Origin of the sequence: Candidatus Sulfuricurvum sp. RIFRC-1 (genome assembly GCF_000310245.1) — a bacterium.
In the GTDB taxonomy this organism is placed as follows: Bacteria; Campylobacterota; Campylobacteria; order Campylobacterales; family Sulfurimonadaceae; genus Sulfuricurvum.
In genome coordinates, this window is the sequence record NC_020505.1 from 1,286,979 (window position 1) to 1,311,118 (window position 24,140).

The window sequence follows — 24,140 nt, forward strand, 5'->3', positions numbered from 1 at the left end:
ACGATAGTGAAAATCATAAATGGGCTTGACAATTCTGAACATCATGATTAAGCAACTCTTCAAAGGTATTGACTTGAACCGGTTTACTGCACAAATACCCTTGAAAGTATTGGCATCCATGACTTTCTAGGAATTTGAACTGCTCAAACGTTTCAACACCCTCTGCTATAACATCCAGTTTAAAAATCGAAGCCATCGACAAAATAGTCTCAACCAAAACCGCATCATCATTATCACTCATAATGTCACGTACGAAACTTCGATCAATTTTAAGCGTTGTAAACGGAAGCCGTTTTAAATAAGCGAGAGACGAATACCCTGTACCAAAATCGTCCATAGAAAGGCAAATACCGGCAGTACGAAGACGGTTCATTTTATCGATTACCGTATCGACTTTGTCAATAATCATCGATTCGGTAAGCTCCAGTTCAAGCATATAGGGGACAATACCGGTTTCTGCAACAATGCGGATCACTTTTTCGACAAAATCGCTTTGTCTAAACTGTACGGCACTTACATTGACCGCAATACGCTGAATATGCGATTTACTCACATGAGCGGCACGCCATCGGACGAACTGTCTGCACGCTTCCATCAAGACCCATTCGCCGATAGGGACGATCAATCCGCTCTCTTCGGCAATGTTAATGATTTCATCGGGCATTACCAGCCCCATTTCAGGGTGATTCCATCGTAGCAATGCTTCGGCTCCAATGATCTTTCTTGTAGAAATTTCAATGACCGGCTGATAATAGAGTTCCAACTCACCGTTTTTAATCGCATGGCGAAGCGCATTTTCCATAAACAGCCGTTTTTTAATCCATTGATCCATTTGCTCTTGATAAAATCGAGTCGTATTTCTCCCCTCTTTTTTCGCCTGATACATCGCCGTATCGGCAAATTTCAGTAAATCATCCGCATTTTGTTCATTTGAACTCACGATCGCTATTCCGATACTGGAACTGGTGGTGATAGATTCGGCCTGCCCGACATCAAAAGAAAAAGAGAGAACTTCATGAATTTTTTCCGCAACCGTCTCTGCACGCTGGGCCGCGACATGAGGATCACTCCCGAGTTCATTCAGCAAAATAACAAACTCATCTCCGCCTAAACGTGCAACGGTGTCTCCCTCCCTGCATATAGAGCTCAGACGTACCGCCGTCTCGATCAAAAGGGCATCACCCACATGATGTCCTAAAGAGTCATTAATACTTTTAAAATGATCCAAATCCAAAAACATAATGGCAATCAAACTTCCATGACGGCGATAATGTGCCAAAGACTGTTCTACGCGATCTTTCAGCAGTACACGATTGGGGATATCGGTCAGGGCATCGAAATAGGCCTGATGCTTCATTTTTTCTTCGGCAACCACCCGTTCAGTAATATCAGAGACGATCGCTACTCCTCCGATAATCCGTCTTTCGGTATCATAAATCGGAGAAGTGCGTAAACTTATCCAGAGATTAAGCTTGTTAACCATTGTCGTATAAGGACCTTCATAGAACCCTTTTTCACCCTGAACAGATTCATTCAAAGAGACATACAAACAGCTATCCGGCAGTTTTTTCAAATCTAAACCGATCATCCTTTCATGGCTGATTTTTAAAATTTGAAGCATCTCATTATTGGTTTCTACGACAATTAAGTCGGTGTTGTAATAAAAAATACCGGCAGGAGCATCTTTAAAAATAGTTTCAAAACGCTCTTCTGAGAGGATAAGCGCTTCCGTCGCTTTTTGATGCAGAATTTTCGATATTAACGCATTCATGATATTGACATGTATCCGCTTAGCCGCAATCGCTAAAAGGATAAAAAATATCACAACCAAAATTCCCATCATTTGAAACTCGAAACCGCCATGAAAAAACATCACGGCAAATAAAGGGGCTAGGAGCAAAAATAAAAAGATTATAACCACCGAAAATAGTGATGCCAGAGTTCCCGACGCAATCGATGCAATACCTGAAAGAAGAAAAATAAGAAAAAATTGATGCAGGGTATTCGGGGTTTGATAGATAAAAAATGCGATGCTCCCCCACACGGCCGCAGAAGTAAACATAACATACTGAAAACGTCTCTCCCACACAGCCGTGTTATAACGATTTTGGTCATTTTGATACTCTCTAAGCAGCCAAATACGCCAAAGCAAAGTTATTACAACCATTAGAAACCACAGGCTGATCAGCGAAGGCTGTAAGGTATTGTAAAAAAGAAAATAGATAACGATGGAGCCAAATAAAAGGGGGTACACGGAAGCAAACGCTTGTTTGTAAGCAATATTCACCTGTTCACTGCGAATACGTCCCTTCTCCAACGCATCGAGGTCCGCCAATACATCTTTGTTTCTAAAAGTCATATACCGTCTACTTCATAAAATATTGGCATAGGATAACGTAACAGAGATGAAAAACAAATTCCGTTATGTTACAATTCTACGATGTATAAGATATTGCTGTTGATTACCTATTTTTTTACCCTTAATGCGTATGAATTGACTGAAAATTATGCGTATAAAAATACCATTGTTTATTCAAACGATTTATTCCCGGAGCTCACTCAAAAATTTGAACTCCTAAAAATACCTTCGGAAAAAGAACACTATCGTGTTGACGCACAAATCATCGCCAAATCATTCGAGCTACACGGCATAGCCATAGATATTTCAAAAACACGATACGTCAATTTCACCAAATACAGCCCCGTTGATTTCATCCCCCTGAAAACTCAACTCTCCCAGATGCTTCAAGAGCGTTATCCGTCGATCCAGATTGAGAATATTACCATCACCCCCAGAGGCTATCTAAGCTCTTTAAACAAGGAGGTACGAGGAGTATTTGATGATCATTTTTATCAGCGCTCAACCGGAACGTTTTACATTCTCAATCCCCAAGGATTGAGACACTATCTCGATTATTCGGTGTATGCAACAATAAGCGTTCTCCATACAACCCAAAAAATTACACGTCGTGAGCGCCTGAGCGGATTTAATACACTCCTAAAACCGATACCCTTTACCTCGTTCAAAGACAAACCTCTCACTACCCTCCCCGATCAACCCTCCCGCTACCGTTCAAACCTCAAACAAGGACAGCTCTTAACCCAGCGCAATATCGAGACAATACCTTTCGTTTTGAAAAATGAAAAAGTTGTTGTCGAGGTACGAAGCGATGGCGTTATGGTGGAGTTTGGAGCAACTGCAACGCAAGAGGGGTCACTCTATGATATTATTACAATCCAAAAAAGCGACGGCAAACGTGCCAAAGCAAAAGTTATCGGAGAAAATCGGGTGGAATTACAATGAAAATCGTCGTAGGAATCAGTGGCGCGAGCGGAGCGGCTTTAGGGCTGAAACTCGTTCGTGCCCTCCCTGCTGAGGTACAAAAGCATCTGATTGTGTCCGATCACGCCACGATTGTTTTAGAAAAAGAAGAGAACCTGACGCTTCATAAAAACGATGAAATCTGGGCTTCCGTAGCATCAGGTTCGTACGGTGCCGATGCGATGATCATTACCCCGTGCAGTATGAATACCCTCGCTAAAATCGCTTGTGGAATTGCCGATAATCTCATTACCCGTGCCGCTGCGGTGATGATCAAAGAGCGACGCACCCTCGTTCTCGCCCCTCGTGAAATCCCTTTTTCTCCCATCGCATTGGAAAATATGCACAAACTCTCTATGATCGGAGTCATTATCGCTCCTCCGGTATTAGCATACTACGGGGATCAAGAGGATTTGGAATCGATGGAAAATTTTATGATCGGCAAGTGGTTTGATCTTCTCGGTATTCAAAACGATCTCTATAAACGATGGAATCCTAATGCATAAAATTGCTCTTTATCCCGGAACCTTTGACCCTATCACCAACGGTCATTTCGATATTATCGAGCGGGGCATTAAACTATTTGACGAAGTGATCATCGCCGTTGCGGATTCACAAGAGAAAAAGCCGATGTTTACGTTGCAAGAGCGGGTTGATATGGTGAAGTTGGCGGTCAGAGATTTAGAACGGGTACAGGTTGTCGGATTTGACAATCTCACGGTTGAACTTGCCAACACCCTCGGAGCTACTGTCCTTATACGTGGACTTCGAGCCGTCAGTGATTTTGAATTTGAATTACAATTAGGGTATCTCAATAACTCACTCGACCCCAATATCGAAACGGTCTATTTGATGCCAAAACTCAAACATGCCTTTATCAGCTCCTCCATCGTCCGAAACCTGTTGAAATTCAACGGCAAAACAGTCCATTTGCTCCCTGAGCCTGTCCAAAATGTTATCGGGAGTATGAAATCATGTACGTTGCGATAGAGGGGATTGATACCGCCGGCAAAAGTACTCAGATCGAAGCGCTTCGTTCCCTCTTCCCTGATGCGCTCATCACAAAAGAGCCGGGAGGAACACCTGCGGGTATTGAAATTCGGAATATGGTTTTATTCGGTAATCTCAAAAGCAAGATGGCGGAGATATTACTCTTTTTAGCGGATCGTGCAGAGCATACCGAAGAGATAATATTACCCAATATGAATAAACTCATCATCAGTGACCGATCCGCCGTATCGGGTATGGCATACGCCAGTGTCCAAAATCTCTGCGATGAATCCGTACTGGTATCGCTGAATCGTCTCGCTACCAATGGAACTCTCCCCGATACGGTATTTATTCTCAAATTAACACCCGAAGAGCTTGCCTACCGCCTGAGCCAAAAAGAGCACGATGTGATCGAATCACGCGGTATCAACTATCTGCTCGACATCCAAAATGCCCTCATCGCTTCGGCGTATGCCCTGGGGATCCAAACCCATGTAATCGATGCGACACAATCTATTGATACCATTACAAACGAAATTACCACCCTTATCAAAGGAGCCTTATGATCCAATCTTTGCGCGGAATGAACGATATCCTCTCCGAGGACTTCGAGCGTTTTGAATATTTTATTGCCACAGCTTCGGCTATCGCCAAGCGATACGGGTTTCATTACATCGAAACTCCACTCCTCGAAGAGACGGCACTGTTCAAACGCTCGGTCGGAGAAAGCAGTGACATCGTCGGCAAAGAGATGTATCAGTTCATCGACAAAGGTGAAAATGACGTATGTCTCCGACCCGAAGGTACAGCGGGAGTCGTCCGTGCTTTCATACAGCACAAGCTCGATAAAAAGGGAGGGATACACCGCTTTTATTATCACGGACCGATGTTTCGCTATGAGCGTCCTCAAAAAGGGCGTCTACGCGAATTCCACCAGTTCGGAATTGAGAGTTTTGGCGTCGATTCGGTCTATGAAGATGCATTGATGATTATGATGGTAGCCGACATCCTTAAAGCCCTCGGTATCGGCTATCGTCTCAAACTCAACTCTCTCGGCGATCAAAATTGTATGCCCGCCTACCGTGAAAAACTCGTCAGTTTTGTCAATAGCTGCGGCGATGCGATCTGCGGAGACTGTGAACGTCGCAAACTCACCAACCCTATCCGTGTCCTCGATTGTAAAAACGAACATTGTCAAAGCCTCTATACGAACGCTCCGAAATTGATCAATAATCTCTGTGGTGGATGCCAAAGCGATTTTGATACCTTAAAAACGATTTTGGATCAACATAACATTGCGTATGAAATTGATACCAACCTCGTACGTGGTTTGGATTATTACTCTAAAACCGCGTTTGAGTTCGTCAGTGACAATATCGGGAGCCAAAGTGCGATTGCCGGCGGTGGACGCTACGATCGGCTCATCGAATTTTTAGACGGCAAACCTACCCCTGCGGTCGGCTTTGCATTGGGAATTGAACGCCTCTTAGAGCTTATCGTGATGCCAGAGTCAGTTCGTGAGGGATACTACTTCGGTGCGATGGATGCAGAAGCCATTACCCCCATCCTGCTAGCCGCTGAAAAAATTCGCCGCACCCAAAAAGCGGTTGTGGAATACGAACCACGTTCACTTAAAGCGCATTTAAAAGGGGCCGATCGTATCAATGCCCGTTATTGCGCCGTAATCGGTGAAAATGAGCTGGCGCAAAACAGTATCTGGATTAAAGATTTGGTGGAAAAAACCGAATCAGTCATTTCCATAAATGAACTATTATCTCTCTAGCCAACCAAAGGACAAACATGCAAAACTATGGTATTGATATTTGGGGTGAAAACAACTTTATGATTGATCAGGGGATGGTTAAGGTTAACTATAAAAGCTCCCCATCCCTCATCGAAATTAGCCAAAAAATTCGTAAAACCAATCTGCGCGGACCGTTAATTTTACGTTTTCCCCATTTGATCGGAAAACAGATCGATCTTTTGTATTCCAATTTTCATCGCGCTATTTTCGAAAACGATTACACCGGTAAATTCCGTGCCGTATTTCCGCTAAAAGTAAATCAATTCCCCGAAGCGGTCGATGCCATCGTTGAGCATGGCGAACGCTATGGGTACGGTCTTGAAGCAGGGTCTAAAGCCGAACTCGCTATTGCCATGGCTAAAACGGCTCTTGGCTCACCCATCACCGTCAATGGGTTTAAAGATGAAGAGATGGTACGACTTGGATTTATGGCAGCTCAAATGGGTCATAACATCACCATCACCATCGAGGGGTTGGGTGAACTCGAATGGATTATCGACGTTGCACAGTCGTGTAATCTGAAAATCCCGAACATCGGAATCCGTATCCGTCTCCAATCGGAGGGGAGCGGCATCTGGGCAAAAAGCAGCGGCTTAGGTTCTAAATTCGGACTCACTTCGACCGAACTGATCGAAGCGATGAACATGCTCCAAGAGAACAATCTAGTGGAGCATTTCACCATGATTCACTTCCATGTCGGTAGTCAAATGGAAGATATTTCAACCCTAAAACGTGTTTTGCGTGAAGCAGGCAATATTTATGCCGAACTCAAAAAAATGGGGGCTACCCGCCTTGGAGCCATCAACATCGGTGGTGGACTTGCGGTTGAGTATTCGCAGCACACATCGGGTCGTTTGCGCAACTATACCCTCGAAGAGTTTTCCAACAGTGTCGTTTTCTTGCTTCGTGAGATTATGAATGCCAAAGGGGTAGCCCATCCTGACATCTTCACCGAGTCGGGCCGTTTTATCGTCGCTTCTCACTCCGTATTGATTGCCCCGGTATTAGAGCTTTTCAGCCACGATTATCAAGCCAAATCACTCAAACTCAAAGAGCACAACCCGCCATTGATCGAAGAGCTGCGCGAGCTTAATTCCCTGCTCTCTCCACGCACCTGTATCGAATATATGCATGATGCACTCGATCATATGGAATCGCTTCTAACACTCTTTAATCTAGGTCACATTGATCTCCAAGATCGTTCCAATGCCGAGATTTTGGTCCATCAAATCATTAAAAAATCGCTCTACCTCTCTCAGGATAATCCGATGCCGGAAATTGAACGGCTTCAGGTCAAACTTCAAGAGCGCTATTTGATCAACAGCTCTATCTTCCAAAGTATCCCCGATTACTGGGGATTACAGCAGCAGTTCCCGATCATGCCGTTGGATCGTCTCGATATACCCGCCATTCGAGCTGCGAGTTTATGGGACATCACCTGTGACAGTGACGGTGAGATCCGTTTTAAACCGGAAACTCCGCTCTATCTCCATGACATCGATTTGGATGAAGAGGAGTATTTTCTCGCATTTTTCAACGTTGGAGCCTATCAAGAAACATTAGGGATGAATCATAACCTCTTCACCCATCCGAGTGAATGTACCATCCTCATCAGTGATACAGGGTATGAAATCGAAAACTTTACCGAATCCGATAATATTCTTAATATCCTCGAAGATATCGGCTATGACGCTTCTAAACTTCTGACTAACCTTAAAAATAAACTCGCTGTGAGTGATTTTAGGACAGAAGAAGAAAAAAGTGATACACTTCAAAAACTCGAAATGTACCTCTACCAAAACGGGTACCTGCGAACCACACGATAAGGATTGAATTTGGGACTTTTTTCTGAAATTGCCGAAGATTTTTCGAACGTTTACAAAAATGATCCCGCTATCAGTTCTCGTATCGAACTTTTTTTTAACTATCCGGGCGTATGGGCCATTTTTTGGTATCGTATTTCCCACCGCCTCTATCGAGCAGGTTTTCGCTCCCTCGCCCGTATTATTATGGGGATTAATCAACTCTTCACGAATATTGACATCCATCCGGGTGCTACGATCGGGCGGCGTGTCTTTATCGACCACGGCTTCGGCGTCGTTATCGGCCAAACGACGATCATCGAAGATGATGTTCTTATCTATCAGGGGGTAACACTGGGAGGGGTAAGCCTGACTCCCGGAAAACGCCACCCGACGATCAAAAGCGGTGTTGTTATCGGCGCAGGCGCTAAAGTGCTCGGTAACATCACGATCGGTACCAACTCTAAAATCGGAGCCAACTCGGTCGTAGTACGTGAAGTACCGGATAACTCTACCGCAATCGGTATCCCGGCCCACGTGATCCAAAAAGGGCGTGATAAAGATCCGTTCAGCCATAACAAGCTCCCGGATATCAACAAAGAGATGTTCGAATACTTACTTCGTCGTGTCGCCGTACTTGAGCACTACATGGTTCAAGACAATACTGAAATCCTTGAACAAGATCTCCAACTTGAAAATATCTATGAATCCTTTATCAAGGCGATGAAAAATTAAACGCATGCCGATAACTAAAAAATTTTTACCGTTAATTTTTTTATTATCCTTCTCTGCTTTTGCCGCTTCATTAACCTCCAATCAATTACGCACCGGCCTTTCTGCCTATAGTTTTCCCATGACCATCGCAACCCTAAGCAACGACACTTCAAATGATGAAGAAATGTGGTACTGGCTTAATCTCGCTCGTCTCCAACAATCCAACGGCGATTTTAAGGCCTCCATACAATCCTACGAAAAAGCCTATGCGATCTTAGATGAATACGAAAATCGAGCCACGATCAGTGTCCGAAATATCGGATCGTTTTTGGGTTCCTCCTTTCTCTCAAAAGGGTCAGAACACTACCATGCAAAAGGGTACGAACGCTCCCTCATGCATACGCTTAATGCACTGAATTACACGATGCTCGGTAATTTCGAAGGGGCCGCAGTCGAAATGCGCCGGATGGAACAACGTCAAGAGTTCTGGCTGATTGAGAGCGAAGAAAAAATCAAAGATGCCGCTGATGAAAAGCGTCGGGCGGAGCGGCAAGGTAACGATGTCACCTCTATCCCATCTGGCTATTCGATGGGCTCACTGCTCGAAGATCCCGATGTTCGTTCTATGGCCAACAACTACCAAGACCCTTTTTCCTATACCCTTAGCAGTATCATTCTCGATATTTCCGGTTTATCTGCCGCTGCGGGGGATGCCTCTGCGATCAGTCTTAAACGGGCATTGGCACTCAATCCTGATGTATCCAAGGTCTTTGTCAAATCATCAACGCTTCCTCTCATCAAGTCATCTGGCATGGAGATTACACTCATTGTTCTCTCAGGAGAAGCACCCGCTATGAAGATAGAGCGCGTCCGCTTCCCTATTTTTCATGCAGCTGAATACACTAGCCTTGATTTGCCCTCGTATACCCTTCCGATCAACGATCTCTCTTCCCTGTCCATCTCCACATCTACGATGCGTCTACACCCTCCCAGACTTTTAAAATCAAATGTCATGGCGTATAAAACGCTCAAAGATGAACTTCCATCCGATCTTGCCAAAGGGGTAGTGAGAGCTACAACCCGAGCCGTAACCGCCAAACAAATAACCGATAAATTCGGCCCTTTGGGAGGGCTTATCGCTTCGTTGAGTATGGATTTAGGGAGCAGCTATGTCGATCAAGATTATCGCAACTGGGAATTACTTCCCAACTCCGGCTATATTACTAAATTTGAAACTAAAAAAGGAGAAACACTCGATATCATGCTAAACCAAACCAAAGAGACTATTATTCTCCCAACCGATAAAAAAGGTGCCGTTATACTGGTCGACTATTTAACTCCAGACAATATAAGGATTCATCATGTTACCTATTAAAACCCCTCTTCTCTCCGTGTTTAGCGTTTCATTAATATTAATACTATTGAGCGGATGTTCATCCAAAAATGTTAGTATAATCGGTGAAAAGCGTATTGATATAGTAGAGCATCGAAGTATTCAAGAAGGGTCCATACTCAAAGTGATCGCCAACCTTGAAAACGATGATTTTGACGAAGTAGAAGGGTTCGTGTATCAGGTCGAATGGTTTGATAAAAATGGCGTTTTGATCGAAGCGACTGCGTGGAAACCGATCACTATCCATAAAAATCAAAAAGTTCAAATTGTCGAAACCTCAGGTATCCCGAATGTTTCCAACTATAAAATCGTTGTATCCGTACCCGAAAAAAAATAATCTAAGGATTGAAAATGACCACATTAACGAAAACTTCACTTGTACTCAGCATCAGCGCAATAGCCCTTTTATTCAACGGATGTGCCACCCCAGGCGGTGCCGGAATGGTAGGCTATGACTCCAATGTCAAATACGGCGATGCCAAAGCGGTGGAGACGATCAATGCTGATTTCGGTTCAACCGACTTGCAAACAACGGCAGAATCGATGACCCAGTCATTGCTTGAGAGCCGCTTTATTTCCAATACCCATCAAACCCCTAAAGTCAGATTGCGTACGATCAACAATCTCACCTATGAGCACATCGATACCAAAGCGATCACCGATAAAATCCGTATCAAACTTCTCAAATCAGGAAAAGTACGCTTTTTAGCCGATAAAGCCAATCTGGAGGATGTCCACGATGAGCGTGAGTTTGCACTGGGACATTCAGGAAAAGAGTCCAACAAAAATCTCGATAATGCCGATTACATCGTTACCGGAAACGTCAGAGCGATCAAAAAAGCCAATGATAACGTCAAAGATGTCTATTACAATATTTCGATGGAGTTAGTCGATCCGCAAAGCGGAGAAGTTTTATGGGCAGATGAAAAAGAGATTCGAAAAACAACCTCCAAAGCATCCGTAGGTTGGTAAATTCAAACCTGAGAGGGATTAATCCCCTTCGGTTGGATTAATGGTTTCCACTACATCAAGCCCAAACCCGCCTAAACCTGCAAAATCCGAAACTTTTGATTCGGCGATAAGACGCATATGTCTAACACCCAACGATTTTAAAATCTGAGCGCCGATTCCGTACTCTTTCATATTGATTTGCTGATGCGGCGGTTTGTTGATAAAGAGCAAAACACCGCTGTTATGTTTGAGATAATTGATTGAATCGATCAAATGGGTATATTTGCTTTGATTCAAAAGTAAATCGATGTCAGGGACGACATTGTGTACTTTGACATTCGCCGTCTCTCCCGCTTTATAGAACACGACTGCCGTATGACGGTTATCCTGATGATCGGCAAATTCATATTTTTTGACATGGACACCGAAAAATTCGATCTCCTCTTCGGATACCGCTTTCACAAGTGTTTCATTCGCCAAACGGAATTCGACGATGTCTGAGATATAAACCGTTTTGAGATCGTGTTTAAGAGCAAACAGATCCAAATCGTCACGACGAGCCATCGTACCGTCTTCTTTCATGATTTCACAGATAACCGCTGATTCGGCCAAGCCTGAGAGACGGCATAAATCAACTGACCCTTCCGTATGCCCGATCCGAACCAGTGTTCCCCCCTCTTTCGCGATAAGTGGAAAAATATGTCCCGGTGCTACCAGCTCAGAGGGATGAGAAATAGGGTTAGCGAGGATTTTAATGGTCATGTCACGCTCTGCCGTCGAAATACCGGTTGTAGCTGCTGTAGCGTCCACAGAGATCGTAAAAGCGGTTTCATGCATCGAGGTATTGGATCTTACCATTGGCTCAAGAGTTAGCCGTTTAGCGATTGCAGGGTTAATGGCTACGCAGATAAGCCCTTTTGCGTGTGTTGCCATAAAATTGACATGATCGGGAGTCGAAAAAACCGAAGCATAAACCAGATCACCTTCATTCTCACGGTCCTCATCATCGACCATAATGACCATTCGACCTTTTTTAAATTCTTCGATAGCATCTAATACCCGTTGCATTGCTGACATTCAAACTCTTTTTTACATTAATATAGTTAGCAATTATAAGATAAAAGGATTAAAAAACTATCACAATAAAAAAAATACTCTTTTTTAAACGCCTTAAAATCGAAACACTTGACAAATCGGGTAAAAGTGTCTATAATTTCGGCCTCTTAACGAGAACATTGGGGTGTCGCCAAGCGGTAAGGCAACTGGTTTTGGTCCAGTCATTCGGGGGTTCGAATCCCTCCTCCCCATCCACTACTGTCAACTTTTAGCATCGCGGAATAGAGCAGTCCGGTAGCTCGTCGGGCTCATAACCCGAAGGTCGTAGGTTCAAATCCTGCTTCCGCAACCAATCTAGACTTACAAAATATCCACCTTCTAAACTTTCTAATTATTATGTCGCGGAATAGAGCAGTCCGGTAGCTCGTCGGGCTCATAACCCGAAGGTCGTAGGTTCAAATCCTGCTTCCGCAACCAACCTATATTAATACTTATTCCCTCCCCTATTCAATCAATTATTTTTATAAGAGAGCTTCTCCCTCTATTTTGATATAATCAATCAAATGCCATTAGAAGGGAAGAGATAATGATGCTTCTGCCCGATGCACCCCATTCAAAATCTCCGGAAGAGCTTTACGCTCTGCTGGAGAGCTCACCCTCGGGCATTGACGCTGCGGCCGCACAAAGCCGTTTAGATCATTACGGATTTAACACCCTCACAGAAGAACAACGAACCCTTATAAGTATTTTTCTCAGTCAGTTCAAAAGCCCTATTGTGGCTATTTTGATTGCGGCAGCATTGCTCTCCTATATAATGGGAAATCGTAATGACAGTATGATCATTGTCGGGATTCTCGTTGTCAACAGTTTACTCGGATTTTTTCAGGAATACCGGGCAGAGACATCGATACAGGCACTTAAAAAACTCACAGAAACACATGTCCGTGTTATTCGTATGGAGATAGAAGTTCTTGTCCCATCAAATGAAGTGATACCGGGCGATATTGTCATCCTTGGCGAAGGCGATCTGATTCCAGCGGATATACGCCTGATTGAAGCACACGCGGTACAAGCAGATGAAGCGATTCTTACAGGGGAATCCATCCCCTCTTCTAAACAAGCAGAGCCTCTATTGTCTCCAGAGACGCTTCCGTATGAACGAAACAATATGCTTTTTTCCGGAACGCATATCCTCAAAGGCACCGCAACAGGAATTGTCACTGCAACCGGAGAACAAACCTATTTAGCCTCTATCGCAAAAAGTGCGAGAGAATTGTCACCTGATTCACCGCTGACACGTTCATTGGCAATTTTTTCCAAACGATTGATTGTACTTTTACTCGGAATTCTGACACTGGTTGGTATCGCAGGTATGATGCAAGGGCGAAGCATGGCAGAAATGTCATCTATTTTGATTGCGGAGCTTGTTTCAGCGGTACCGGAAGGGCTTCCGATCGTTGTGACGCTCATTTTAGCATTGGGTGCCTATCGACTTAGCCGCTATAAGGTTCTCGTACGCCATCTCCCCTCTGTCGAATCATTAGGAAGCGCGTCTGTGATTGCTACCGATAAAACAGGAACGATTACCGAAGGGTTTCTATCGGTTAGTCAGACGCATATTACAAACGAAGAGGCGCTTAGATTATGCGCTGCTTTGTGTAACGATGCTTCATTGGATCGGGGTGATCCTATCGATACGGCATTGGTTCGTTGGATAGGAAGCGAGTATGAAGTCATTCGAGACCATTATCCAAGAGTTTTTTATCATCCTTTTGATTCACAACTTCGTTTCATGGCAACCGTCAATCAACATGGTTCCCAAGAACGTTTGAACATAAAAGGGGCCTATGAAGAACTGAAGGCAATAGCACTTAATCCGCTGAAAGAATTAAAGATCTTTGATACTATTCATGACGCGATGGCATCCGAGGGGTTGCGGGTACTTGCGTTTGGGATCAGCGATGAGAGTTGGGAAGACCCAAAAGATTGGAAAATCAACATTGTCGGCTTGATCGGGTTTGCTGATACCGCCAAAAAGGATGCAGTTGGAGCCATTTTGCAGGCTAAAGAGGCTGGAATTCGTGTAATAATGGTAACGGGAGACAACCCTTTAACGGCTCAGGCAATAGCCAAGGAAGTCGGAATATGGCAAATAGGCGATCATCTTTTAAGCGGGCAAGAGATCGAAAAAATGGAGGATAAGGAGCTTAAATCTGCACTGAGGGGATGTACCGTTATTGCAAGAGCACTCCCTGAGCATAAATACCGTATCGTCAAACTCCTGCAAGAAGAGGGAGAAATCGTCGCGGTAACGGGAGATGGCGTCAATGATGTCCCTGCACTCAAAGCAGCCGATTTGGGAATTGCCATGGGCAATGGGAGCGAAGCGGCAAAATCGACGGCAAAAATGATCATTACCGACAACAGTTTGGGGGTCATTGTTGATGCAATTCGGCAAGGGAGAATCATAGCGGCCAATCTGAGAAAAGTTATTTTTTACCTCGTTGCCACCTGTTTTGATGAAATACTGCTCATCAGCGGAGCGATCATCATGGGGCTTCCCCTCCCTATCCACCCTACCCAAATTTTATGGATCAATATCGTAACGGACGGAGTAACCGACAAAACATTTCCGATGTGCCGCGAGGAAGGAAATGTAATGAAGAATAGACCTCGACGCCTTGAAACCCAATTCTTTGACCGCTGGCAAATGGCGCGAATCGGATGGGTTTCTTTGGTTAACGGGGCAGTGACACTGGCTGTTTTTTATTATCTAATTAGCCATGAATATGGATATGAAACCGCACTGAGTGTCTCTTTTTGTATTATTGTAACATCCCAATGGGTCAATGGTCTCCTTGCCCAAAAAGAGGAAGAACCGTTTCTTCGTAATATTGGACGCAGTTTAACGATCAATCCGGCAATTTGGATAGGGCTTGGAATTGGGATATCACTCCAAGCAATCGCTCTCTACGTCGTTCCGCAATGGTTTCATGCCATCCCGCCGACACTGGAAATGCTCGGTTTTATCGGTGCGGCCACGGCTGTGGTATTTGTATTGATTGAAAGCTATAAATGGGGAGAATATTGGCTAAAGCGTTCACGTTAGCGAATACCCGATTTTCGCCAAATTACGAAGATTACTGTCATCTCCCATTTTTTTTCGAAGTCTAAGGATGAGATTTTTCAATGCGCCGTCCGACATCTCTTCATCCAGTATTTGCGAAAACGTTGCATATTGGATAATTTGCCCGCGATGGGAAAGAAGCAATTCAATCGCATAAATCTCATTTTTTGTCAAAGCCGTTTTTTCACCACCTGAGCGGATAAATACTTTGGCAAAATAATCGTAGGATACGCTCTCGTTGATCTTTGCCATTAATAATCCGTGTGATTTTAGACGATCCACTGCCGAATAAAGTACTTTAATCAGCGCATTAAACTCGATCGGTTTGTGGATATAATCGATCAGATTGAGTTTGCATGCAGCCAACAGATCTTCCGTTGCAATCGATCCCGAGACGATAACGATAGGAACTTTGTCATTCTCTTCACGTATTTTTTTGGCAACTTCAATGCCACTGATGCTTCCAATATAGATATCGAGAATGACGATATCAATCGGATTGGTTTTATAAATGTTCAATGCCTCTATACCATCGGCCACCGAATGAACTTTCCCTACAATAAGCTGCAAGGTTTTTTCGGTTATCTCACGCAGGACATTATCGTCTTCGGCATACAAAACAGATAAATTTTTAAATTCGGTAAAATTAGCCATTGCTTCCCCATTAATCTTTAAATTGATTTGCTATTTCGGTAAATTGATCGATATTAGCCATAAACATATCAACCAGTTGTGGATCGAAATGACGGCCCCGCTCATTGATAATAAACTCGATAATCTTATCCATCGGCCATGCTTTTTTATAGACTCGGTCACAACTCAAAGCATCAAATACATCTGCCAATGCGATGATTCGTCCGTATATATGAATATTTTCTCCATCAAGCGAATTCGGGTAGCCCGAGCCGTCCCATTTTTCGTGATGTTCGTGGGCTATGATAGCGGCAGCCTGCAACAATGGACGATTGGAGTTTTTAAGAATATCGTATCCGATAGTGCTGTGTGTTTTCATCACATCATATTCATCCGTATCCAATTTACCCGGTTTAAGCAAAATAGCATCCGAAATTCCGATTTTACCGATATCGTGCATCGGGGAAGCACTGTAGATCAACCGTATCTGTTCCTCTTCCAATCCGTATAATTCTCCCAACAATTTGGCGTATTTAGCGACACGACGGACATGATTTCCGGTCTCTTGGGAACGGGTCTCCCCCACCTCCCCTAACAAGGAAAGCATTTCATTCTGTGTTTGCCATATCTCATCATTCAGATCAAAAAGTTCGGTAACATCGTGACTGATACTGATAAATTCAATGATGTTGCCGAACTCATCCAAAATCGGCTTGATCGTCGTGTCGGTGATATAGCTTTGCCCATTTTTTTTGAGATTTTTTATGGTCCCGGTCCATGTTTGTTTATTTAAAATACGCTTCCAAAGATTTTCATAAAATTCCGGCACCATATCCTGATGACGAAGTATCCGATGTCCTTTGGAAAGGATCTCATCAGAACTATAGCCGCTGGTTTTACAAAAAGCGTCATTGGTGTATATAATATTTCCCTGAATATCGGTTTTCATGACAATCGTCGAGATATCGACAATCTCTTTGTATTGTTCCAATAAAGTCGTTTGATGAATCAAATCTTGTTTGAGCTGAACCGTCAATTCATTCACTTTACGCTGATTGTAAATATTCTTGACCACTTCGTATACAATTTTGATCATATTTTCCGTCTGAATCGGTTTGAGGAGAAACTGAGCCACTCCGAGGTTAATCAGCTCCAACAAATAACTGCTCTCTTCACACGCCGAAGTGATAATAATAGGCTGCTGCGGATTCAACTCTTTGATCTGTTTTACCATAGCGACACCGTTCATTTCAGGCATTAAAATATCGGCTATGACAATCTCAAATACTTCACTTTGATAAAGGTGAAGCCCTTCTATGCCGTTAGAAGCCGTTTTAACATTGGAGAAAATCGTCTCTAACAACAACTTCGTATTTTCACGTATCAATCTCTCATCTTCGACGTAGAGGATTTTCATCCCTGAGGATAATGATGCGAGCGTATGCACCATCTCTTTAAAAGTCATTGAACTTCCTTTTCATAAGGTAATTTAATCGTAAATGTCGTTTCATTTTCTTGGCTATAGACACTTATCATACCGTGACAGTGGTCTTGAATAATCATTCGGCTCATATACAGCCCTAATCCGGTACCGTTATTTTTTGTCTTCGTCGTAAAATAGGGGATAAAGAGTTTATGGATAATCTCAGGTGCGATCCCTCCGGCGTTGTCACGAATCGTGATAATGCCGTATTTTTCATCTCCATCCAGAGTAATCCAGACTTCCCCCTCTTCTATCCGTTTCTCAGCAAACGAATCCAATGAATTTTTCAGCAGTGCAATCAAAACCTGCAACACTTCATTACGATACGTAAAGAGTATCGGATCATGCAACGAGTTTATTTCCACCGAAATCCCATGATTTTTCAGGGTGTGATCCACAAGGCTTAAGGCATTATCGATGAGTATCGAGATATTAAAATGCTCTTTAGGTTTATCGGGACGGAAAAAATCCCGATACTCCGAAATGGTTTGGGAGAGATGGGTGCTTTGTTCCTCGATTTTTTTCAGATTTATGATCAAATTAGGATCATTATCATCTTTCATTAACTCCTGTAGCCGCATTTGAGAGGTTATGGCGTTGATAATCGCTAACGGCTGCCGCCATTGGTGGGCAATCATCGAGATCATCTCCCCCATCTGAGCCTGACGCGTATTCATTCGGAAAATTCTTTCCTCTTCGATGTGTTCGGTAAGGTCTCTCGCGATCATGATTATTTTATTCTCATCCTGATCGCTAAAGCCTGAAAGGGTAAATTCGATGATCTTGATTTCATCCGGGACACTGTAAAGTCGAAGCGAACACTCATCGGTTACATATTCTCCCTGATACGCCATATCAAGGTGACGATGGAAGCTCTCTTTCCGACACTCTATCTCATATGCCAAATCAAAAATATTTTTTCCGATCATAGCTTCTTTACTCATATCAAATAACGATAATGCCAATTCATTGCAGTCCACGACATTATGTTTCTCTAAAATAAGAATTGCCTCGTGAACCGATGCAAAAATCGTCCGATAGAATTTTTCACTCTCTTTGATCTGCAACTGTATTCGCCGAATCTCCGTCATATCGGTACAGATTTGAAGAGTTCCGCTAACCGTATCTTTTGTTTTAATCGGACTGATTGTATATTGTTTGTATTGATCACCGAATGCTACTTCCAATGTACGATATTCCCCTTTTGCAATCGTCTGACATACTTCACATTCAGATGGATCGATGCCCGGGGGATGGAGTAAAGTATGATTATCCTGACCCACGAAATCATGCACAAGCGGTGTAGCGCATTGCAATGTTGCACGATTGATCTGGCGGATTATCCCATCCGTATCGACGACGACCACAGGAACCGGAATCGCATCATACGTGCTCGATGCTTTTGCCATCACCGAAAACGGTTCTTTAAGTGCCGTCACAACGATCCCTCTAAAAATCATCCAATAGACAAAAAACTTCAGGATATGACCTACTAAATTCATAAAACCGTATACATCGATGTAAAGGGTAAAACATCCCTCTGCAGCGATCCCCAGCAGTAGTGACCAACGAATCATACGATACATGAGCGGATGATAATTCTCTCGTTTTGAATGGTAGATCACCATAGCGATCACGGATACGAACATGATGCTATATTCCAAAGCAATTTTGGTCGTACTCAACCCGACATCCGCCACATACATTGTCGGAAAAATCCCCATAAAGGTTCCGACATAAACGCCAACAGCCGCAATGGCAAACCAGATAAATACCGTACGAGGCAAGATCGAATCAAAACGGATAAAAGGGGCAATCAACAAGGTCGTAATCTGAAATAATCGGGCAAAAATCCATAAGGTTGTTGATGGATTCTGGGTCATAACATCCGAATAAATATTCATTCCGTAGTAGCTGAGCATATGAAATAAATCCAATATCGCTGTCCAGAAAAATCCGATTCCTATAAAAAGTAAAAAATCGTTTCGAGTGAATTTGTACATATAATAAGCGATAATCGCGATAAGTATCCCTATGATTACCGCATATAATTCAACGAGTACATGGAAAAAAAGATATCCCTCACTCATTCGAGCCACTAATAAAATCACGATTAAAACAATCGGAACAGTGATCTCCAGCCAACCAAGTTTTTTAAACATTTTTTCGATCCTGATGTGTAGGATTTTCGTATGGGAGTTTTATCGTAAATGTCGTTTCATTGTGCTCACTCATAACTTCGAGTATCCCTGCACAATGCTCTTCAATGATCACTTTACTCATATAAAGCCCCAATCCGGTACCGGATTTATGTTTGGTCGTAAAATAGGGGATGAACAATTTATTCATAACATCCGGAGCAATTCCTCCGGCATTATCATGGATTGAAACAATCACGAAATGCTCATCCTGATCGATAACGATGGTGATAGAGCCTCGGAGTACATCGTTCTCTTGGAATGCATCGAGTGCATTTTTTAATAAAGCGATCAAAACCTGCAGCACTTCATTACGGTAACTGATCAGTTTAGGATCTTGAACCGATACTTTTTTGATCGTTATCCCACAATTTTTAAGCGTATGGTCGATCAAGCTTAATGCATGATCGATGAGAACCGAAATAGTAAAGAGCTCTTTGGGCTTGTCGGGACGGAAAAAATCTCTGTAATCCGTTATCGTTCGAGAAAGATGGACACTTTGTTCCTCAATTTTGATCAGATTCTCGATTAACAGAGGATCATTCTCTTCTTTCATCAACTCCTGCAAACGCATTTGAGAGGTTATGGCATTGATAATCGCCAACGGCTGCCGCCATTGGTGGGCAATCATCGAAATCATCTCCCCCATCTGAGCCTGACGTGTTTGCATTTTAAATAATTTTTCCTGCTCAATCTGATCGGTAATATCACGAGCGATCAATACTAACTTGTTGCTGTTATTTCGGCCAAAGTCTGACAGGGTAAACTCGATAATTTTATTTTCATTGGTATGATTGCTCAATGTCAATGCGCACTCCATAGTCGTAGCATGACCGTGATAGGCCGCATCAAGATAAAAAGCAAAGTCATTTTCCCGACACTCTATATGCCTAGCGGTATCAAAAATATTCATCCCGATCAGCTGTTGTTTCGTCATTTCAAACAGACGTACCGCCTCCTCATTGCAATCGATGATAATATTATCCGCTAAAATACAAACCGCCTCATTAATTGAGGCAAACAACGTTCGATAGAATTCTTCACTCTCTCTAAGCAACTGCTGATTTTTACGACTATCGGTAATGTCTTCTCCCGAACTTAAAATCCCTATAACCGTTCCGAATTCATCCAATAGCGCATGATTTCTCCACGCAATGAGCCGTTCTTCTCCACTTTTCGTAATGATAGGATTTTCATAACATTCATATGCATCATAATCTATCACGGCCGCTGCCACTTCAAATAACTCTTTACGTATCCGTTCAGGGATAAACAATTCAACAAAGTTTTTACCAACCACATCAGATGTGGAATAACCTAAAATTTCACACCCCCGGCGATTAATTAGTTTGACCGTAAAGTCGGTATCAATCACCAAAATCATAACATCAACAATATCCAGATAATTTTGTGCCGACTCTTTTTCCGACACAAGGGCTCTCTCAATTTTTTTCCGTTCGGTTATTTCCCTCGATGAAGCATACAGATACGCTACACCGTCTGCATCGATACGTCGTGCCGTAATCTCAGCGTCAAACAGACTTCCGTCTTTACGCCGGAATTCCGTTTCAAAGCTCATTGGTATAGCTGACACGGCCTTCAACGCGTTCCGAATCTCTTCATGCGACAATTTAGCTTCCCAATCGTATACACTCAACCCGTGCACATCATGTTCGTCATAACCGAGCATCTGAAGAAATGACGGGCTGCATTCGATCAGATTACCATCCGTGTCGAGGATGTGGATACCGTCAACGGAAGATTCTAACATCTTTTGAAACCATGAACGGCTCAATTCAAGTTCAACCGTATTTCTCTGAAGCATCCTTCGGCTTCGCAACAGTTCCACAATGGTGTAAAGCAAAATAAAATAGAGCCCTAATCCTACCATGGCAGCAAAAATAGGGTAAAAAGTATCCATCGATCGATCGAACTGCCGTGTACTGGAATAATAAAGGTGCCATATTCTTCCGCCAATATTAATGGTTTTATGGGCAGTATGTTCCGATAGATAACCGATCGATTTTGTGCGGTAGAGCAAATGATCTGCCGAGCGCCGTGGACCATCATATATCTCTAGTTGAATCGATTCGTCATGTTCTCCAAGCGCCTCCATCAAATCGTTCATCCGAAAGGGACTGTAAACAAATCCGATCAACGCACGACGCCGATCTTCCACCGTATCAATCTTCTCTCCGGTTTTATAAAACGGCAGATACATCAGACATCCTGCCTGTACCTTTTTATCAATTTCCTGAACCAGTTTTACTTTTCCAGAAACCGCTACTGAACCCGTATCTGCCGCTCTCTGCATCGCTTCACGGCGGGTAGGTTCAGAGTACATATCGTATCCGATGGCAGCCTGATTGCGTTTATCGAGGGGTTCAAGGTAGAGAATCGCACTGTAGCGATCCCGTTTGCCTTCCGGTCTGAGGAGAAATGAAGAGTACCCCTCATCTCTCATTTTTTCCTCTATCGGACCGACCTGTGCAGGAGTGAGCATCATCGAGAACCCTATCCCCTGCATTCCACTATAATATTTTTCAGGATCAAGGGTCTGAACGAACTGCCGCCATTCCTCACGCGAGACATAACTGCTCCCCTGCATGAATCCGACACCGCTGCGCAATGCATTTTCATATCGATGCATCCGTCTGTCTATAGCGTCACTATTATCATGGACGTAATGTTCAAAAAGATCTTGTCCCTTCTTGTACAAAAATAGATCCGTCGTATACCAAACCCCTGCAGCGACAATAACCGATAAGATAAATCCTATAATCGTAATAAACCGGCTGTGTATCAAATCCGAAGGGAGTGAAGTCCGCGTAATCATCCGCTTCAGCATGGCATCTCAAAAAACAATTGTGTTATCACAAAATAACCCGAACCATCGTTAAACCATCCCACAAAAATATCCTCACCCTCATTCTCATATAAAACTTATTATAAAAAAATAAAGTCATAAAACAATCATAACGACTACACTATCTCCACGCATTTCAGGGTGCATACATACGTAAATTCTTTTCTTGAGATTTTTTTATGACTTTATAACTATAAAATGGACATTACCCTAATCAAGTAAAACGGATAAAAAATTACGATGAATGATATTGTCAAACAATTAACGGCACTTGGACAGGATATTAATATCCTCTACATCGAAGACAACAAAGGATTGCGAGAAAGTATCGTAGGATTATTGACAAAAATTTTTCCACATCTTTTGTATGCCGAAAACTGCGAGATTGGACTGGATTTCTATTATAAGCACACTCCTGATATCGTACTGACCGATATTAAAATGCCGGGATTAAGCGGATTAGATTTATCCAAGCAAATCAAACAAGACAATAATGATGTCCGGATTATCTTCCTCTCCGCTTTTGACGATAAAGAATATTTGCATGAAGCAATCGATATAGGAGCTTTTAAATATCTCTCGAAACCCACCAAAGTCCCTTTATTAATCACCACACTGCATGAAGCTGTATTATCCATTAATATAGAACGTAATAAACGAATTTTCGAGAATCAGCTTACCGATATTTTCAACTATCAAAACAACCTGCTTATGATGCTCAACGGCACAGAACCCATCGTCGTCAATCGACAGTTTCTTGACTTTTTTGGAGTTAAAACACTGGATGAGTTTGTTGACATACATAAGGGATTGGGTGAATTACTTTTGGAGCACCAAGGTTTTTTGTATCCGACTGCAGAATCCGGGTGGTTTGAAATTGCACTGGAAAATCCCGGGAAACTTTTCCATACAAAAGTCCATAATCATCATAAGGAAGCCCGACATTTGATTATGAAACTGAGGGTAATACCGGAAAAGCAAAACTTAGTCATTCTCTCTTTTGATGATATAACCGATTTGAATTTAATGATGATTTTTGATGGGAATGCAACTAAACATGATCAAAAACTTCATGATTGTACTGCCGTAAGAAAGCTTTTGCACGTGGTTAAAGAAAACGCTTCTGAAGTCAAACTTCATAATTTTTATCGTGGATTGACCATTGTAAACAATGCGGTTTTGGTCTCTATGGATGATCAAAAAGTGGTCCTTAAAACATCCCATTCACAGCTAAAAGCTATTAAACTGGCTAAAAATATCATCATTACTTCTGAGCTTTTTCCATTCAGTGTTTTATGCAACGCAGCCAATTCAATTGACTTTGATCAGCAGACTGTAACGTTTTCTGAAATGCATTTTGTTCAAGAAAGCGCTAATCAACGAGCCAATATACGGCTTGAACCTGACCCTGAACGTCACAGTGTTACGTTGTTCCAAAATGAAATCAAATTTTTTGGAAATATTCGTATTCTGGATATTTCCATTTGTTCGGTCAAAATCGAGATGGACGCGCTTCCTGCATCACTCTCCGTCGGTGAAATTTCCAAAATCGTCATTGTTCTCGAAACAGATAAACAGCCGTTAAACTTAACACTCTCCGGTACAGTGTATCGGATTGATAATTTCTACCGAAGTTTTCATATTGTCTTTCTTTTTGAGCTTTCATCCACCTACCACGACAAATTACTCGATTATATTGCCAAACGGCAGATGGAGCTGATACGTGAATTTAAAATTCTTTAAAAAACTCCTTTTTCATTCCTCAAATCTTGATGCTTTGGGAGACTTCCCTCCTTTGATA

At 42.8% G+C, this 24,140-nt stretch carries 18 protein-coding genes and 3 tRNA genes; 15 read left to right on the forward strand and 6 right to left on the reverse strand.

What is annotated here, in order from left to right; translation table 11 throughout:
- Positions 1-13: 13 nt before the first annotated feature.
- Positions 14-2,359: an EAL domain-containing protein gene (locus tag B649_RS06445; RefSeq protein WP_015653709.1), complete on the reverse strand. Its 2,346-nt coding sequence runs from the start codon at positions 2,357-2,359 to the stop codon at positions 14-16.
- Positions 2,360-2,440: 81 nt separating this feature from the next.
- Here B649_RS06445 and flgA point away from each other — a divergent pair, with 81 nt between their 5' ends.
- The 10 genes from flgA to B649_RS06495 all read left to right on the forward strand — a co-directional run bounded on the left by flgA (position 2,441) and on the right by B649_RS06495 (position 10,997).
- Positions 2,441-3,304 carry a flagellar basal body P-ring formation chaperone FlgA gene (gene flgA / locus B649_RS06450; protein WP_291750827.1) on the forward strand — a complete coding sequence of 288 codons (864 nt, stop codon included), beginning with the start codon at positions 2,441-2,443 and terminating at the stop codon, positions 3,302-3,304.
- On the forward strand, positions 3,301-3,828 hold the full coding sequence (locus B649_RS06455) for a UbiX family flavin prenyltransferase (protein ID WP_015653711.1): 528 nt from the start codon (positions 3,301-3,303) through the stop codon (positions 3,826-3,828). Before flgA ends, B649_RS06455 begins: the two co-directional genes overlap by 4 nt.
- Positions 3,821-4,312, forward strand: coding sequence for a pantetheine-phosphate adenylyltransferase (gene coaD / locus B649_RS06460; protein ID WP_015653712.1), 492 nt, complete (start codon positions 3,821-3,823; stop codon positions 4,310-4,312). Before B649_RS06455 ends, coaD begins: the two co-directional genes overlap by 8 nt.
- Positions 4,297-4,878, forward strand: a complete 582-nt coding sequence (tmk, locus tag B649_RS06465) for a dTMP kinase (RefSeq protein WP_015653713.1) — start codon at positions 4,297-4,299, stop codon at positions 4,876-4,878. The genes coaD and tmk overlap by 16 nt, the downstream gene beginning before the upstream one ends.
- Positions 4,875-6,095: a histidine--tRNA ligase gene (gene hisS, locus B649_RS06470; RefSeq protein WP_015653714.1), complete on the forward strand. Its 1,221-nt coding sequence runs from the start codon at positions 4,875-4,877 to the stop codon at positions 6,093-6,095. Before tmk ends, hisS begins: the two co-directional genes overlap by 4 nt.
- Positions 6,096-6,112: 17 nt before the next feature.
- A complete protein-coding gene (gene speA / locus B649_RS06475) occupies positions 6,113-7,942 on the forward strand; it encodes a biosynthetic arginine decarboxylase (RefSeq protein WP_015653715.1) in 1,830 nt (609 codons plus the stop codon).
- Between the two features lie 9 nt (positions 7,943-7,951).
- Positions 7,952-8,653 carry a serine O-acetyltransferase gene (gene cysE / locus B649_RS06480; RefSeq protein ID WP_015653716.1) on the forward strand — a complete coding sequence of 234 codons (702 nt, stop codon included), beginning with the start codon at positions 7,952-7,954 and terminating at the stop codon, positions 8,651-8,653.
- 118 nt (positions 8,654-8,771) lie between these two features.
- Positions 8,772-10,007 (forward strand): hypothetical protein, encoded by a 1,236-nt coding sequence (locus B649_RS06485; protein ID WP_291750828.1) that lies wholly within the window; start codon positions 8,772-8,774, stop codon positions 10,005-10,007.
- Positions 9,994-10,362, forward strand: coding sequence for a YcfL family protein (locus B649_RS06490; protein ID WP_015653718.1), 369 nt, complete (start codon positions 9,994-9,996; stop codon positions 10,360-10,362). Before B649_RS06485 ends, B649_RS06490 begins: the two co-directional genes overlap by 14 nt.
- Before the next feature lie 14 nt (positions 10,363-10,376).
- Positions 10,377-10,997 (forward strand): penicillin-binding protein activator LpoB, encoded by a 621-nt coding sequence (locus tag B649_RS06495; RefSeq protein ID WP_015653719.1) that lies wholly within the window; start codon positions 10,377-10,379, stop codon positions 10,995-10,997.
- 18 nt (positions 10,998-11,015) lie between these two features.
- Here the strand turns inward: B649_RS06495 and B649_RS06500 are convergent, their stop codons facing one another.
- Positions 11,016-12,053, reverse strand: coding sequence for a bifunctional 3,4-dihydroxy-2-butanone 4-phosphate synthase/GTP cyclohydrolase II (locus B649_RS06500; RefSeq protein WP_015653720.1), 1,038 nt, complete (start codon positions 12,051-12,053; stop codon positions 11,016-11,018).
- A gap of 159 nt (positions 12,054-12,212) precedes the next feature.
- Here B649_RS06500 and B649_RS06505 point away from each other — a divergent pair.
- The 4 genes from B649_RS06505 to B649_RS06520 all read left to right on the forward strand — a co-directional run bounded on the left by B649_RS06505 (position 12,213) and on the right by B649_RS06520 (position 15,141).
- Positions 12,213-12,287: transfer RNA gene (locus tag B649_RS06505), tRNA-Gln, on the forward strand.
- Between the two features lie 20 nt (positions 12,288-12,307).
- Positions 12,308-12,384: transfer RNA gene (locus B649_RS06510), tRNA-Met, on the forward strand.
- Between the two features lie 48 nt (positions 12,385-12,432).
- Positions 12,433-12,509, forward strand: a tRNA-Met gene (locus B649_RS06515).
- Between the two features lie 109 nt (positions 12,510-12,618).
- Entirely contained in the window at positions 12,619-15,141 is a 2,523-nt protein-coding gene (locus B649_RS06520; RefSeq protein WP_015653721.1) for a cation-transporting P-type ATPase, read from the forward strand.
- Here the strand turns inward: B649_RS06520 and B649_RS06525 are convergent.
- The 4 genes from B649_RS06525 to B649_RS06540 are packed head-to-tail and all read right to left on the reverse strand — an operon-like array spanning position 15,133 to position 22,309.
- Positions 15,133-15,813, reverse strand: coding sequence for a response regulator (locus B649_RS06525; RefSeq protein ID WP_015653722.1), 681 nt, complete (start codon positions 15,811-15,813; stop codon positions 15,133-15,135). The two genes, B649_RS06520 and B649_RS06525, sit on opposite strands and share 9 nt — an antisense overlap.
- A 10-nt stretch (positions 15,814-15,823) precedes the next feature.
- On the reverse strand, positions 15,824-17,257 hold the full coding sequence (locus B649_RS06530) for an HD domain-containing phosphohydrolase (protein WP_015653723.1): 1,434 nt from the start codon (positions 17,255-17,257) through the stop codon (positions 15,824-15,826).
- On the reverse strand, positions 17,254-19,437 hold the full coding sequence (locus B649_RS12205) for an MASE3 domain-containing protein (protein WP_015653724.1): 2,184 nt from the start codon (positions 19,435-19,437) through the stop codon (positions 17,254-17,256). Before B649_RS12205 ends, B649_RS06530 begins: the two co-directional genes overlap by 4 nt.
- A complete protein-coding gene (locus tag B649_RS06540) occupies positions 19,430-22,309 on the reverse strand; it encodes a CHASE domain-containing protein (protein WP_015653725.1) in 2,880 nt (959 codons plus the stop codon). The genes B649_RS12205 and B649_RS06540 overlap by 8 nt, the downstream gene beginning before the upstream one ends.
- Before the next feature lie 270 nt (positions 22,310-22,579).
- Here B649_RS06540 and B649_RS06545 point away from each other — a divergent pair, with 270 nt between their 5' ends.
- The gene (locus B649_RS06545; RefSeq protein WP_015653726.1) at positions 22,580-24,082 is read left to right on the forward strand and encodes a response regulator; all 1,503 of its coding nucleotides are present in this window, start codon (positions 22,580-22,582) and stop codon (positions 24,080-24,082) included.
- Positions 24,083-24,140: the final 58 nt, after the last annotated feature.